Annotated in this window: 15 protein-coding genes; 12 read left to right on the forward strand and 3 right to left on the reverse strand. The window is 74.6% G+C overall.

Features of this window, described 5'->3' with window-relative positions:
- Nucleotides 1-135 precede the first annotated feature (135 nt).
- Nucleotides 136-327 carry a hypothetical protein gene (locus HNQ01_RS01640; protein WP_173803560.1) on the forward strand — a complete coding sequence of 64 codons (192 nt, stop codon included), beginning with the start codon at nucleotides 136-138 and terminating at the stop codon, nucleotides 325-327.
- Here HNQ01_RS01640 and HNQ01_RS01645 read toward each other — a convergent pair.
- Nucleotides 302-1,471, reverse strand: coding sequence for a zinc-binding metallopeptidase family protein (locus HNQ01_RS01645; RefSeq protein WP_173803561.1), 1,170 nt, complete (start codon nucleotides 1,469-1,471; stop codon nucleotides 302-304). The two genes, HNQ01_RS01640 and HNQ01_RS01645, sit on opposite strands and share 26 nt — an antisense overlap.
- A 259-nt stretch (nucleotides 1,472-1,730) precedes the next feature.
- On the opposite strand from HNQ01_RS01645, the gene HNQ01_RS01650 reads away from it, so the two are divergent.
- The 10 genes from HNQ01_RS01650 to HNQ01_RS01695 all read left to right on the forward strand — a co-directional run bounded on the left by HNQ01_RS01650 (nucleotide 1,731) and on the right by HNQ01_RS01695 (nucleotide 10,101).
- Complete coding sequence (locus tag HNQ01_RS01650) at nucleotides 1,731-2,630, forward strand: YihY/virulence factor BrkB family protein (protein ID WP_173803562.1); 900 nt, start codon at nucleotides 1,731-1,733, stop codon at nucleotides 2,628-2,630.
- Between the two features lie 70 nt (nucleotides 2,631-2,700).
- Nucleotides 2,701-3,012 carry a BON domain-containing protein gene (locus HNQ01_RS01655; protein WP_173803563.1) on the forward strand — a complete coding sequence of 104 codons (312 nt, stop codon included), beginning with the start codon at nucleotides 2,701-2,703 and terminating at the stop codon, nucleotides 3,010-3,012.
- A 2-nt stretch (nucleotides 3,013-3,014) separates the two neighbouring features.
- A complete protein-coding gene (locus HNQ01_RS01660; protein ID WP_173803564.1) occupies nucleotides 3,015-5,102 on the forward strand; it encodes an AsmA family protein in 2,088 nt (695 codons plus the stop codon).
- Nucleotides 5,103-5,260: 158 nt separating this feature from the next.
- Nucleotides 5,261-5,692, forward strand: coding sequence for a hypothetical protein (locus HNQ01_RS01665; protein WP_173803565.1), 432 nt, complete (start codon nucleotides 5,261-5,263; stop codon nucleotides 5,690-5,692).
- A 61-nt stretch (nucleotides 5,693-5,753) separates the two neighbouring features.
- On the forward strand, nucleotides 5,754-6,002 hold the full coding sequence (locus HNQ01_RS01670) for a hypothetical protein (protein WP_173803566.1): 249 nt from the start codon (nucleotides 5,754-5,756) through the stop codon (nucleotides 6,000-6,002).
- Nucleotides 5,995-7,140, forward strand: coding sequence for an MlaE family ABC transporter permease (locus HNQ01_RS22525; RefSeq protein WP_173803567.1), 1,146 nt, complete (start codon nucleotides 5,995-5,997; stop codon nucleotides 7,138-7,140). The genes HNQ01_RS01670 and HNQ01_RS22525 overlap by 8 nt, the downstream gene beginning before the upstream one ends.
- On the forward strand, nucleotides 7,137-7,928 hold the full coding sequence (locus HNQ01_RS01680; protein WP_353621619.1) for an ABC transporter ATP-binding protein: 792 nt from the start codon (nucleotides 7,137-7,139) through the stop codon (nucleotides 7,926-7,928). Before HNQ01_RS22525 ends, HNQ01_RS01680 begins: the two co-directional genes overlap by 4 nt.
- Entirely contained in the window at nucleotides 7,925-8,968 is a 1,044-nt protein-coding gene (locus HNQ01_RS01685) for an MlaD family protein (protein WP_173803569.1), read from the forward strand. Before HNQ01_RS01680 ends, HNQ01_RS01685 begins: the two co-directional genes overlap by 4 nt.
- A complete protein-coding gene (locus HNQ01_RS01690) occupies nucleotides 8,965-9,693 on the forward strand; it encodes a PqiC family protein (protein WP_173803570.1) in 729 nt (242 codons plus the stop codon). The genes HNQ01_RS01685 and HNQ01_RS01690 overlap by 4 nt, the downstream gene beginning before the upstream one ends.
- A 240-nt stretch (nucleotides 9,694-9,933) precedes the next feature.
- Nucleotides 9,934-10,101, forward strand: a complete 168-nt coding sequence (locus tag HNQ01_RS01695) for a hypothetical protein (RefSeq protein WP_173803571.1) — start codon at nucleotides 9,934-9,936, stop codon at nucleotides 10,099-10,101.
- Here HNQ01_RS01695 and HNQ01_RS01700 read toward each other — a convergent pair.
- Together HNQ01_RS01700 and HNQ01_RS01705 are read right to left on the reverse strand one after the other, a co-directional pair.
- Entirely contained in the window at nucleotides 10,083-11,153 is a 1,071-nt protein-coding gene (locus HNQ01_RS01700; RefSeq protein ID WP_173803572.1) for an alkene reductase, read from the reverse strand. The two genes, HNQ01_RS01695 and HNQ01_RS01700, sit on opposite strands and share 19 nt — an antisense overlap.
- Nucleotides 11,153-12,211 carry a LacI family DNA-binding transcriptional regulator gene (locus HNQ01_RS01705; RefSeq protein WP_173803698.1) on the reverse strand — a complete coding sequence of 353 codons (1,059 nt, stop codon included), beginning with the start codon at nucleotides 12,209-12,211 and terminating at the stop codon, nucleotides 11,153-11,155. The genes HNQ01_RS01700 and HNQ01_RS01705 overlap by 1 nt, the downstream gene beginning before the upstream one ends.
- A 209-nt stretch (nucleotides 12,212-12,420) precedes the next feature.
- Here HNQ01_RS01705 and HNQ01_RS01710 point away from each other — a divergent pair, with 209 nt between their 5' ends.
- Entirely contained in the window at nucleotides 12,421-12,597 is a 177-nt protein-coding gene (locus HNQ01_RS01710; protein WP_173803573.1) for a hypothetical protein, read from the forward strand.
- The last annotated feature ends 147 nt before the right edge of the window (nucleotides 12,598-12,744 follow it).

The following is a 12,744-nucleotide window of genomic DNA, read 5'->3' on the forward strand; positions in this document are numbered from 1 at the left end:
GGCGCTCGTGCAGGACAGGACTGACAGGCCGTCGCGGTCCGGGCTCACAGGTCCGCACAGGCGCGATGCCTATGCTGAAGTCCGTGGTCCCGTGTGGTTTCGGGGCTGATCATGATCTGTCCTGGAGTGTTCATCATGGATCTTTCCGCCCGCTGCCTGTCCGCCCACCGTGCGCGCCCGGGGGCGCTGATCGCCTGCCGGGCCGGCTGCTCCTCGCGACTGCGCCGCCAGGGGCGCGGCCCGGTGCCGGCCGGCGCGGGCACGATCGTGCGCTGCCGCTGGAACGAGCGGCTGCATGGCATCAGCCTGCAGGCGTGCTGCGGCTGAGCGCGGCCTCGCGCACCGTCCGGTGCACGAAGGCGAGCCGGTCCAGCACCGGATCGGCGACCACGAAGGGCCAGGCGTCGCCCTGGCCGAGGCTGCGGCCCATGCTGTTGAGGAAGCGCGACAGCGGCAGCCACTCGTCGACCAGCACCCGGCGGAAGTCGCGCGTGCCGGGCAGCGCGGCCAGTGCGGTGTCGGGCTCGACCGCCGGGCCGGCGACCGGATCGCCCTGCAGCCGCACGCCCCAGTGGCTGGCGGTGTCGAGCGAGTCCGAGATGTGCATCCAGTGCGCCCAGGTCTCGGCCCAGTCCTCCCACGGGTGCATGGTCGCGTAGGCGCTGATGTGGCGCTGCGGCCAGTCGGCCGGCGCGCCCTCGCGGTAGTGGCGCTCCAGCGCCTGGCCGTAGTCGGCGCGCTCGTCGCCGAACAGCGCGCGGAAGGCGGCCAGGCGCCGCTCGTCCTTCGCGATCAGCTGGTCCCAGTAGAAGTGGCCGATCTCGTGGCGGAAGTGGCCCAGCAGCGTGCGGTAGGGCTCGTGCATCGCGGCGCGCCGGGCCTCGCGGGTGGCGTCGTCGGCCTCGGCGATGCTGACGGTGATCAGGCCGTGGTCATGGCCGGTGAGCACCGGCTCGGGCGCGTCGGGCAGCTCCTCCAGGAAGCGGAAGGCCAGGCCCTGCGGATCGACCGGGCGACGCGGGATCGGCAGGCCGGCCGCCAGCAGGCCGTGCAGCAGCCGGCGCTTGGCGGTCTCGAGCCGGCTCCAGGCCTCGAGATTGCCCGGCCGGTCCAGCGCCGGCAGCACTTCGGTGCAGCGGCAGCTCAGGCACAGCGGCCCGCCGTCGGCGTCGTCCGCGTCGCTCAGCCAGTTGCAGACGCCCTGCGGGGCCGGCGCGGCGTCCGCCCCGTGCGGCAGCGCGTGGTGGGCGCACGGCCGCAGCCGGCCGCCGGCCGCACGCTGCTGCAGCGCCTGCGCGGCCTCGGGCGCCAGCGCGGCGGTCGAGGGCTGCAGCGTGCCGTCCGGTCCGGGCTGCCAGGCCAGCAGGCTCATCGTGGCCGGATCGAAGGCCAGTGCATGGCCGCAGCCCTCGCAGCGGGTGTTCTCGAAGAAGACGGTCTGGCCGCAGTGGCTGCAGTGATAGGTGTTCATGACGGATCGAAAGAGGAGGCGGGGGGGCCGGTGGGGGCAGGGGGTGGGCGCGTCGCCAGTGTGGTCTTGGCCCGGGCGCGCGGCCGTCGTCCGAGGGCGTGAGCGCGCGTCGGTGCCGTCCTACGGCCGGCTGCGCCCCCGGCCGCTGGCCGCAGGCCCGCCCGGCGGCGACAAAGGGTGGATGAACGCACCCCTCGCTCCCCTCCCTCCCCACGCTCCCGCTCCCGCCGCCGCTGCGTTTTCGCCGGCCTGGTCGGCGATGCTGCGCCGCACGCTGTCGTCCTGGATCGACGACGACGCGCCGACGCAGGGTGCGGCGCTGGCCTACTACACGCTGTTCTCGATCGCGCCGACGCTGCTGATCGCCATCGCGGTGGCCGGGCTGGTCTTCGGCGAGGAGGCGGCGCGCGGCGAGATCCTGGGGCAGCTGCGCGGCCTGATGGGCGAGGAGGGCGCCGCCACCGTGCAGGCGCTGCTGGCAAGCCTGCGCCTGCCCGAGACCGGCGGCCTGGCGATGCTGACCGGCCTGGGCACGCTCTTCATCGGCGCCACCACCGTCTTCGCGCAGCTCCAGGGCGCGCTCGACCGCATCTGGCAGGCGCCGCAGCCGCCCGCCGCCGGCCTGCTGGCCTGGGTGCGCGCGCGGGTGCTGTCCTTCGGCATGGTGATGGCGATCGGCTTCCTGCTGATGGTCTCGCTGGTGACCAGCGCGGCGCTGGCGGCGTGGACGAACTGGTGGAACACCCGGCTGCCGGCCTGGTCGCTGCTGCTGCAGGGGGTCAACGCGCTGGCCGGCTTCGGCCTGGCGACGCTGGGCTTCGCGATGATCTACAAGATCATGCCGCGGGTGCGGATCGCCTGGCGCGATGTCTGGGTCGGGGCGGCGGTCACCGCGCTGCTGTTCAGCGCCGGGCGCACGCTGATCGGCCTGTACATCGGCCGCAGCGGCGTGAGCAGCGGCTTCGGCGCGGCGGGCTCGCTGGTGGTGGTGCTGGTCTGGGTCTACTGGTCGGCGCAGATCTTCCTGCTGGGCGCGGAGTTCACCTGGGTCTGGGCGCATGCACGCGGCTCGCGGCGTCCGGCCGGGCCCATCGGTGGCGTCCTACAGCGGGCGGCGGGCTTCTCCGATCGAAAGGCCCTGCACGGCCTCCCACAATGAAGTCATCGGGAATCGAGCCCGATGACCAGCGGATCGATCCCGATCGCCACCACTTTCAAGGAGATACACCATGTTCCGTGCCACCGTCGCTGCCCTTGCCGCCGTGTCCGCCCTCGTCGTCCTGCCGGGCTGCGCCGTCAGCCGCGGCCAGTCCACCGTCGGCCAGTATGTCGACGACACCGCGATCACCACCGCGGTGAAGGCCCGCTTCGTGGAGGCCAAGAGCGTCGACGCCTCGGCCATCAGCGTCGAGACGCTCAACGGCACGGTGATGCTCTCGGGCTTCGCCAAGAACGCGACCGAGAGGAGCTCGGCCGAGTCGCTGGCCCGCGCGGTCAACGGGGTGAAGGAAGTGCGCAACGAGATCGTCGTCCGGATGTGATGATGAACGACGGGATCGCCGCCGATCCCGCCGTCCGCACGCCGACCGCCGCGCCTTCGCGGCGGTTTTTGCTTGTGCGTCGGACGGCGGCCGCGGGCGCCGCGCTGCTGGTGGCGGCTGCGGCCGCGCTGGCCTGGGGCGAATGGCGCGGCTGGCCCTGGCTGGCGGGCTGGAGCGAGGGCTGGCTGTCGGGCCGGCTCGGCCGCGAGCTGCGCTGGCGCCCGCCCGAGGCACCGTCCGGCAGCGCGCCCGGCTGGCGGCTGTCGCTGATCGGCCCGCTGCGGCTGCAGGCGGCCGACCTGGCGGTGGCCGATCCGGCCGGTGCGGCCGCCGCGCGGCCGCCGGCGCCGGAAGGCCTGCCGGCGGGCTGGACGCTGCATGCCCGCGATCTGGACCTGCGGCTGCGCTGGCGCGACCTGCTGGCCTGGCGTCGCGGCGAACCGCTGCGCATCGAGCAGGTCGGCATCGGCCGCATCGCCGCAAGGCTGCAGCGCGAGGCCGACGGCCGCGCGAACTGGCTGCTCGAGCGCGCCGCGGACGCGCCGGCACGGCCGCGGCCGGCGGTGCAGATCGGCACGCTGTGGCTGCGCGAGGGCCGGGTGGCGATCGACGACCGGCCGCTGGCGCTGCAGGCCGACGCGATGTTCTCGCTCGACGATCGCGGCGTGAAGCTGCGCTCGGGCGGGCGCTGGCGCCAGCAGCCGCTGTCGCTGGCGCTCGAGACCGGCTCGCCGCTGCCCTGGATCGCGGCCGGTGCGGCGGCGCCGGTCGGCTTCGCGCTGTCGCTCGAGGCGGGCGCGACGCTGCTGCGCGCGCAGGGCCGCGTGCGCGACCTGCTGGGCCTGCGCGGGCTCGACACCGGCTTCACGCTGTCGGGGCCGTCGCTGGCGCGGGTGGGCGAGCCGCTCGGCCTGACGCTGCCGACCACCGCGTCGTTCCGGGCGCAGGGCCGCATCCTGCGCGAGCCGGCCGAGGCCTCGCCGTGGCGGCTGCAGCTGGCGCAGGCCCGCATCGGCCGCTCCGAGCTGAGCGGCGACTTCGTGCTCGACACCGCCGCTGCACGCCCGCAGCTCGGCGGCACGCTGCGCGGGCGCGCGCTGTGGCTGGCCGATCTCGGACCGGCCATCGGCGTGCCGGCGCAGGCGGCCGAGCGCCAGGCCGCGGCCTCCGACGGCCGCATCCTGCCGGACCGCCGCTTCGACCTGCCTTCGCTGGACCGCATGGACGCGGCGCTGACCGTCTCGCTCGACCGGCTCGAGCTGGGCGAGGCCTTTGCGCGGCCGATCGCACCGCTGCAGGCGCGGCTGCGGCTGCAGCATGCGGTGCTGTCGATCGACGAGCTGGCCGCGCGGGTGGGCTCGGGCGGCCAGATCACCGGCTCGATCGGCCTGGACGCGCGCGGCGCGCAGGCGCGGTGGACCACCGCGCTGCGCGCCACCGGCGTGCCGCTGGAGGACTGGCTGCGCCAGACCCGCGCCTCCGGCGCCGGGCCCTGGATCAGCGGGCGCCTGTCGGGCGACCTGCTCATGAAGGGGCAGGGCCGCTCGACGGCCGAGCTGCTGGCCAGCGCCGACGGGCGGCTTCGCCTGGGCATCACGCAGGGGCGCATGTCGCAGCTGGCGCTGGAGGCCGCCGGCATCGACGTCGCGCAGGCGCTGGGCCTGCTGCTGGTCGGCGACCGGGGGCTGCCGCTGCGCTGCGCGGTGGCCGACCTGCAGGTGCGCGACGGCACCGCGACGCCGCGCGTGATGCTGGTGGACACGCCGGACTCGCTGGTGGTGGTGGACGGTGCGCTGTCGCTGGCCACCGAGCAGCTGATGCTGCGCGCGCGGGTGCGGCCGCACGACTTCAGTCCGCTGTCGCTGCGCACGCCCATCGATGTGCGCGGCACGCTGGCCCGGCCGAAGGTCTCGCTGGACACCCGCGGCCTGGTGCAGCGGCTGCTGCCCTCGGCGCTGCTGGCGCTGGTGACGCCGGCGGCGGCGCTGCTGCCGCTGCTCGACCCGGGCGACGGCGGCAGCGATGCCGGCTGCCGCGACCTGGCCTTGCGGCTGAGCGCGGCCAGCGATCGCCGCGGCGCCGGCCGCTGATGCCGCCGCCCGCCCGGAGGCCGGGACGGCGGCATCGTCCTACAGCGATGCCGGATCCGGCCCACACGCCGGCGCGGCGACGGCTCATGGGCAGCGGCCCGGGCGGCTCCTAAAGTGACTCCATCGCAGTTCAGCCCCCCTCACTCAAGGAGATCCAGATGTTCAACGACAAGCTTCCCCTGACCCCCGACACCCCCGCCTCGGCCAAGCTGCACGACGTGGCCGACCGCATCGATGCCGCCGGCCAGAAGGCCGCCGACAGCGCCTCGACGCTGATCGAGAAGACCCGCGACGGCGCCGCCTCGGCGCTGGACACGCTGGCCGACAAGGTCGAGACCGCACGCGCCGAAAGCGGCTCGGCGCTGCATCGCGCGGCCGACAGGATCGAGTCGCTGCACACGCGCGGCATGGCCGCGTGCCGCGACACCGGCGCCAAGGTGCGCGAGCAGGCCTGCGTGAAGCGTGACCAGGCGGTCGGCTACATCCGCAGCGAGCCGGGCAAGTCGGTGCTGATGGCCGCGGCGGCCGGTGCCGCGCTGGTGGGCCTGATCGGCGCCATGTCGAGCAGCCGCCGCCGCGACGCGGTCTGAGCTGTCCTGCCGGGCCCCGCGGGCCCGGTTCCCCAGGGGCGACCCGCCGCCGGAGTCCGTGATGCGCGACCTGCTCGATGTGCTCGATGTGCCGACGACCTGGCCGGCTGCTCCTGCTGCCGCCGCTGCTACAGCCGAGAGCGACGGCGAGGTCGCGCGCCTGCTGCACTGGTTCTTCGACGGCGCGGCGCCGCCCGAGCTCCATCCGGCGGGACTGATTCCCTGCGAGGCCGGGGCGCTGCTGCGCCGCAGCGGCGCCGGGTACGATCCGGGCATCATGAAGACCACCGGATCCTGCTCGAGTGGATGAGGCCCCGTCTCCTTCGCCGAGGGCTGCGCCCCATGTCCATGCCGCCGGCGAACCCGGCGGCGTGACCGTCTGGACGCTGTCGGGCGACTGGCGCGCCGCGGCGCTGCCGGACTGGCCGCCGCGGCCGGCCGCGGCCGGCCTGAGGCTGCGCGCCGAGGTGCTGCAGGGCTGGGACGCGCGCCTGGCCGCGCGCCTCTGGGGGCTGCTGCGATCGGCATCGTCCGGCGCGGAGGTGCAGCTCGACGACTCGCTGCCCGAGGGCCTGCGCGCGGTCGTCGCCCAGGCGGGCGCGACGGCTGCGCCCGCGCCCGCGGCCGCTCCCGCGCCGAAGCCGGCCGTGTGGTGGCGCGGGCTGGAGCGCCTCGGCCGGCGCGTGCTCGACGGTCACGGCCAGTTCGCGGTCAGCCTCGGCTTCGTCGGCCAGACGCTGCTGGCGCTGGCGCGCGTGCCGAGCGGCGGCAGCGGCCTGCGCTGGCGCGACCTGGTCTGGCAGGTCGAGCAGACCGGCCCGCGCAGCCTGCCGATCGTCTCGCTGGTCAGCGTGCTGGTCGGCATGATCCTGGCGTACATGGGCGCCGAGCAGCTGCGCCGCTTCGGCGCGCAGGTCTTCATCGCCGACCTGGTGACCATCGGCAGCGTGCGCGAGATCGCCGCGCTGATGATGGCCATCCTGCTGGCCGGTCGGGTCGGCGCGGCCTTCGCGGCCGAGCTGGCCAGCATGAACGCCAGCGAGGAGATCGACGCACTGCGCACGCTCGGCCTCGATCCGGTCGAGCACCTGGTGCTGCCGCGGCTGCTGGCGCTGCTGCTGGTGGCGCCGATGCTGACGGTCTACGCGGCGCTGCTGGGCATGGTCGGCGGCTGGGTGGTCGCGGTCGGGGTGCAGGGCGTCGATTCCTTCCAGTACCTGCAGCGCGCCGGCGAGGCGCTGACGCCCGCGCATCTGGGCATCGGCCTGTTCAAGGGCACGCTCTACGCCGGCCTGGTCGGGCTGGCGGGCTGCCGCCAGGGCCTGAACGCGCAGCGCAGCGCCGAGGGCGTCGGCCGGGCGGTGACCGCCTCGGTGGTGCAGGCCATCGTCTGGATCGTCGTGGCCGCGTCGGTGACGACCATCGTCTTCCAGAGGCTCGGATGGTGAGGGCGACGCCGGCCGACATCATGCGGGTCGAGGGCCTGACGATGGCGCACGGCGGGCGCGTCATCCAGCAGGGCCTGGACTTCGCGGTGCGCCGCGGCGAGATCCTGGCGATCATGGGCGGCAGCGGCTGCGGCAAGAGCACGCTGCTGCGCCACATGATCGGGCTGCAGACGCCGGCGGCCGGGCGCCTCCTGCTCGAGGGCGAGGACCTGAACGACGCCGACGAGCGGGTGCGCCGGCGCCTGCGCCGCCGCCTGGGCGTGATGTTCCAGGCCGGCGCGCTGTGGAGCTCGATGAGCGTCGGCGAGAACCTGATGTTCGCGCAGCGCGAGAGCCTGCGCGACGACGACGGCCGGCTGCGCCAGCGCGTCGACGACGAGGCGCTGGCGCTGCAGGCGCGCTTCCGGCTCGCGCTGGTCGGGCTGGACGGCAGCTTCGAGCGCCTGCCCGCCGAGCTCAGCGGCGGCATGCGCAAGCGCGCCGCCATCGCGCGCGCGCTGTGCGCCGACGCGCCGCTGCTCTTTCTCGACGAGCCCTCGGCCGGGCTGGACCCGCTGGCCTCGGCCCGGCTCGACGCGCTGATCCTGCAGCTGCGCGACCGGCTCGGCACGACCGTGGTGCTGGTCACGCACGAGCTCGACAGCCTGTTCGCGGTCGCCGACCGCGCGCTCTTCCTCGACGCGCGCCAACGCACCATGACCGCGCTCGACAACCCTCACCAGCTGCGCGAGCACGGCCCCGACGAGGTCCGGGCCTTCCTGCGCCGCGACCGGAGCGATTCCCGATGAACGACGGCCCGCCTTCCCGACCTTCCCGCGCCTCGCGTCCGGTGCTGATCGGCGCCTTCGTGCTCGGCGCGATCGTGCTGATCGTCGCGGCGGTGCTGGCCACCGCCGACGGCCGGCTCTTCGCGCGCAAGGACGCGGTGGTGATGCATTTCCGCGGCTCGATCTTCGGGCTGCAGGTCGGCGCGCCGGTGGTCTTCCGCGGCGTGCGCCTGGGCAGCGTGACCTCGATCGGCCTGCGCTACGACGCCGGCCAGGATCGCTTCTCCATCCCGGTGGTGGCCGAGCTCGACCCGGAGCTGATCGACCAGGTCGGCGCCGGCGGCGAGCGCCGCGACGGACTGCGGCTGGAGACGCTGGTCGAGCGCGGCCTGCGCGCGCAGCTGCAGATGCAGAGCCTGCTGACCGGCCAGCTCTACGTCGACCTGGACTTCCGCGCCGACAAGGAGGCCTCGAGGCTGGGCGCGCGCAGCGGCATGATCGAGATCCCGACGGTGACCACCGCGATCCAGGACATCAAGAACCAGGTCGACGGCATGGACCTGCGCCGCATGGTCGACGACCTGTCGTCGATCGCCGCGTCGGTGCGTCGCACCGTGGACTCGCCGCGCATCGACGCGACGCTGGCGCAGGTCGAGCAGGCGGCCACCCGGCTGAACCGGCTCGCCGCGCAGTTCGACCAGCGCGGCGGCCCGCTGCTCGACGAGGCCGGCCGCACGCTGAAGGACACCCGCCGCTCGATGGCCGACATGTCGGCCGCGGCCGCGCGGGTCGGCGCCGCCGCCTCCAGCGCCGATGCGCTGCTGCGCCCGGATGCGCCGCTGATGCGCAGCCTCGGCCGCGGCGCCGACGAGCTGGCGCGCACCGCCGCGGCGCTGCGCGAGACGGCCGAGGCCGCCGGCCCCGACAGCGCGCTGCAGCAGAGCCTGGAGCAGACGCTCGACGACCTGTCCCGTGCCGCGCGCTCGCTGCGCGCGCTGTCCGACACGCTGGAGCGGCAGCCGCGTTCGCTGCTGACCGGCCGCCCCGAGGAGTTGCCATGAAGTCCGTGACGATGACGACCGCGCCGGCGCGTCGCCTGCTGCTGCGCCGCGGTGCCGGGGTGCTGGCCGGTGCGCTGGCCGCCACCGTGCTGGCCGGCTGCGCGGCGGCGCCGACCCGGGTGCCGCGGCTGCTGCGGCTCGCCGGCAGCGACGACGCCGCCGCCGCCGGCGAGGCCGCGCCCGACCTGTCGGCCGCGCCGGTCTGGCAATTGCAGCGGGTGCAGCTGCCGGCCTATCTGGACCGCGAGCTGATCCTGGCTGGTCAGGGCGCGCACGGCCTGCAGGCATTGCCCGACGTGCGCTGGGCCGAGCCGCTGGGCGAGGCGGTGCCGCGGCTGCTGCGCGCCGACCTGGCGGCTGCGGCGGCGGCCGCCGGCCTGCCGGTGCAGGTCTGGGGGGCGGCGCTGCCGGCCGGCCTGGTGGCGGTGCAGCGCCTGCGCATCGACATCGATCGGCTCGAGGCCGACCGGCCGGGCGGCGTGGTGCGCCTGGGCGCGAGCTGGGTGGCGACCGATCCGGCCGGGCGCCGGCCGCCGCGGGCGGGTCGGATCGACCTGGCCGAGCCGGTGGATGCACCGGGTCCGGACGGGGCCGCGCCGGAGGCCGAGCGGCTGGTCGCCGCCCACCGCCGCGCGCTGCGGCGGCTGGCGCAGGCGGTGGCGCCGGCCGTGGTGCGCGTGGCGCAGGGCGCCCGCGAGACCGACTCCGCCTTTCAGGGGTCTTGACCGACGGGTACGGTTAGATACCAATTGACGGCGGATGTCGGGCCGCCGCGATCCGACATCCTGGGCCCTGGTCCGGCGCCGGCACCGGTGGCAGCGCGGTCTGCAGGAATTGTCCTGCACGACGCAGCGCCGCCTTCCGGCAGCGTGCACGCCGACGCCCGGGCACAGTGGATCCCATGCCCTGTTCTTGCTGACGACCTGGAACCGGATGCCGACCGACCCCTGAACCTGGAGCCCGCCATGGACGCTCTTGCCCGCTGGATCTATCCGCTCATCTGCCTGCTGAGCCTGCTGCTGGTGATCGCCACCGCCGCGATCGACCATCAGGGCGCCTACCCGGACGGCAGCGCCGTCGGGCAGGTGGGCCTGATGCTGGAGACGCTGGCCGCTCAGCCCAGCGCCGGGTAGTCGGTGTAGCCGGCCTCGCCGCCGCCGTAGAAGGTGGACGGATCGGGCCGGTTGAGCGCGGCGCCCTGGCGGATGCGCTCGACCAGATCGGGGTTGGCGATCGCCAGCCGGCCGAAGGCGATCGCCTCGGCCTCGCCGCGCTCGAGCAGCGCCGAAGCGCTGTCCGGGTCGAGGCCTTCATTGGCGATGACCGCGCCGCCGAAGGCCTCGCGGATCACCGGAAGCAGCCGGCCGGCGCCCAGGTGCTCGCGCAGGCACAGGAAGGCCACGCCGCGCCGGCCGAGCTCGCGCGCCACCTGCGTGAACAGCGCCTGCGGATCGGAGTCGCCCATGTCGTGCGCATCGCCGCGCGGCGCCAGATGCACGCCGACCCGCCCCGCGCCCCAGACCTCGATCGCCGCGTCGACGATCTCCAGCAGCAGCCGCATGCGGTTCTCGATCGGGCCGCCGTAGGCGTCGGTGCGCTGATTGCTGCGGTCCTGCAGGAACTGGTCGATCAGGTAGCCGTTGGCCGCATGGATCTCCACGCCGTCGAAGCCGGCGCGCCGGGCGTTCTCGGCGCCCTGGCGGTAGGCGGCGACGATGCCGGGCAGCTCGTCCAGGGCCAGCGCACGCGGCGTCACGTAGGGGCGCTTCGGGCGCACCAGGCTGACCTCGCCGGCCGGCGCGATCGCGCTGGGCGCGACCGGCAGTCCGCCTTCGAGAAAGACCGGGTCGGAGATGCGGCCGACATGCCAGAGCTGCGCGACGATGCGCCCGCCGGCGCCATGCACTGCCTCGGTCACGCCGCGCCAGCCCTCGACCTGCGCCTCGCTCCACAGCCCCGGCGTGTCGGCATAGCCCACGCCCTGCGGCGTGACCGCGGTGGCCTCGCTCAGGATCAGGCCGAAGCCGGCGCGCTGCGCATAGTGGCGCGCCATCAGCGCGTTGGGCACCCGGCCGGGGCCGACCGCGCGGGCCCGCGTCAGCGGCGCCATCACGACGCGGTTGGGCAGAGGCAGCTCGCCGAGCTGCAGCGGTTCGAGCAGGCGGGTTCGCGGAGTCGTCGTCATCAGCGGGTCCGCGCGGAGCGCGGCGTCGGTGGAGGGAGCGGCGATTGTGCGGCGGCGTCGCTCGACCCTGATGTCGCCCCCGTTTCCGGATCCGTGCTTGCGCGGCACACCAGCTGCACCGGCAGCACGATGTGCTGCGGCAGCCGCGGCGCCTGCGCGCTGTCGAGCGCCAGCTCGACGCCGAGCCGGCCCAGCTCGGTCTTGTCGACCCGCACTGTCGTCAGCGGCACCGGTGCGGCCGCCGCGTCGGCGATGTCGTCGAAGCCGACGAAGGCGATGTCCTGCGGCACGCGCAGCCCGGCGGCCAGGCAGACGCGCATCGCCGCGATCGCGGCCGCGTCGTTGTAGGCGAAGACGGCGTCCGGGCGCTCGCGCAGCCGCAGCAGCTCGCGCATCGCCGCCTCGGCGCCTCGCCGGGTGTCCAGGCCGGCCGGCGCGCTGACGCCCAGGGCCGGATCGGCCGGCAGGCCGGCCTCGAACAGCGCGCGCCGGTGGCCGCGCTCGCGCTCGCGGATGCTGTGATGCGCGGGCGGCCCGCCCAGGAAGGCGATGCGCCGCCGCCCCAGCGCGAGCAGGTGGCGCGTGGCCTGGCGGCCGCCGTCGGCATCGTCGGCATGGACCGCGCGGCAGTCGCCCTGCCGGTCGTCGACCAGCGCCAGCGGCAGCTCGAGCCGACGCAGCAGCGCCACCAGCTCCGGCTCGAAATGGCCGGCAGCCACCAGCAGGTCCGGCTCGTGCATCCGCAGCCAGTCGCGCAGCGGATCGGCCGGCCCGGCGCTCAGCAGCGCCAGCACCAGGCCGCGCTCGCGGCAGACCTGCTCGGCGCCCTGCAGCACCTCGGCATAGAAGGGGTGCGCAGGCCGCTCGTCATGGTGGCGGTGGATCAGGAAGACCAGCCGGCGCGCCTGGCGCCGGCGCAGGCGGTCGTGGTCGTAGCCCAGGCGGTGCGCGATCTCGCGCACCTGCCGGCGCGTCTCGTCCGACAGGCCGCGCTGGTTCTTCAGCGCGCGCGAGACCGTCCCGATCGAGACACCGGCGGCCAGCGCGATGTCGCGCAGGCCGACCTCCGCGGCGGCGTGCCGGAACCGGTCGGTGTCGTCGTCGGGAGCAGGGTCGGGCGCGGCATTCACGATCGGTCGGTCCCTGTCGGTTTACTAAACAGACATGAGTTTCGCCGAATTCTTATCGATCACTGAAGCCGTGTCATCCGTGGAGCCGGTCGGTCCGTTGCCGATGTACCCGACAGAGTCCATAGCGAAAGAAGACCATGCCCACCGCCATGAAGCATTTCCTCCGCACCATCGACCATCAAGCCCCGCGTCGCCTGCCGATGCAGGAGCGCCAGACCGACAAGGGCCGCAAGCAGGAAACCTTCGACTACGGCCGCATCGATGGTCATTCGCGCGGCCTCGCGTTCGCGATGCGCATGGACCGCAAGCGCTGACATCCCGCCACCTCACCCTCGAGCCCCATCGTGCTCCGAGGGTTCCGTGCTTTTTCACCTTGATCCGGAAAAGGCAAAAGTTTCGTGATGTAATTCTCTGAATCGAACAATTCGAGGCAGGAACGGTCGTCCACGGCGTGTGCCGGG

Source organism: Sphaerotilus uruguayifluvii (assembly GCF_013294065.1).
GTDB classification, from domain to species: domain Bacteria; phylum Pseudomonadota; class Gammaproteobacteria; order Burkholderiales; family Burkholderiaceae_C; genus Sphaerotilus; species Sphaerotilus uruguayifluvii.

Coding starts and splice junctions, on each gene's coding strand:
- HNQ01_RS01640 (WP_173803560.1), top strand. CDS start 136: ATGGATCTTTCCGCCCGCTGCCTGTCCGCCCACCGTGCGCGCCCGGGG.
- HNQ01_RS01645 (WP_173803561.1), bottom strand. CDS start 1,471: ATGAACACCTATCACTGCAGCCACTGCGGCCAGACCGTCTTCTTCGAG.
- HNQ01_RS01660 (WP_173803564.1), top strand. CDS start 3,015: ATGAACGACGGGATCGCCGCCGATCCCGCCGTCCGCACGCCGACCGCC.
- HNQ01_RS01685 (WP_173803569.1), top strand. CDS start 7,925: ATGAACGACGGCCCGCCTTCCCGACCTTCCCGCGCCTCGCGTCCGGTG.
- HNQ01_RS01700 (WP_173803572.1), bottom strand. CDS start 11,153: ATGACGACGACTCCGCGAACCCGCCTGCTCGAACCGCTGCAGCTCGGC.
- HNQ01_RS01655 (WP_173803563.1), top strand. CDS start 2,701: ATGTTCCGTGCCACCGTCGCTGCCCTTGCCGCCGTGTCCGCCCTCGTC.
- HNQ01_RS01710 (WP_173803573.1), top strand. CDS start 12,421: ATGCCCACCGCCATGAAGCATTTCCTCCGCACCATCGACCATCAAGCC.
- HNQ01_RS01690 (WP_173803570.1), top strand. CDS start 8,965: ATGAAGTCCGTGACGATGACGACCGCGCCGGCGCGTCGCCTGCTGCTG.
- HNQ01_RS01650 (WP_173803562.1), top strand. CDS start 1,731: ATGCTGCGCCGCACGCTGTCGTCCTGGATCGACGACGACGCGCCGACG.
- HNQ01_RS01665 (WP_173803565.1), top strand. CDS start 5,261: ATGTTCAACGACAAGCTTCCCCTGACCCCCGACACCCCCGCCTCGGCC.
- HNQ01_RS01670 (WP_173803566.1), top strand. CDS start 5,754: ATGCGCGACCTGCTCGATGTGCTCGATGTGCCGACGACCTGGCCGGCT.
- HNQ01_RS01695 (WP_173803571.1), top strand. CDS start 9,934: ATGGACGCTCTTGCCCGCTGGATCTATCCGCTCATCTGCCTGCTGAGC.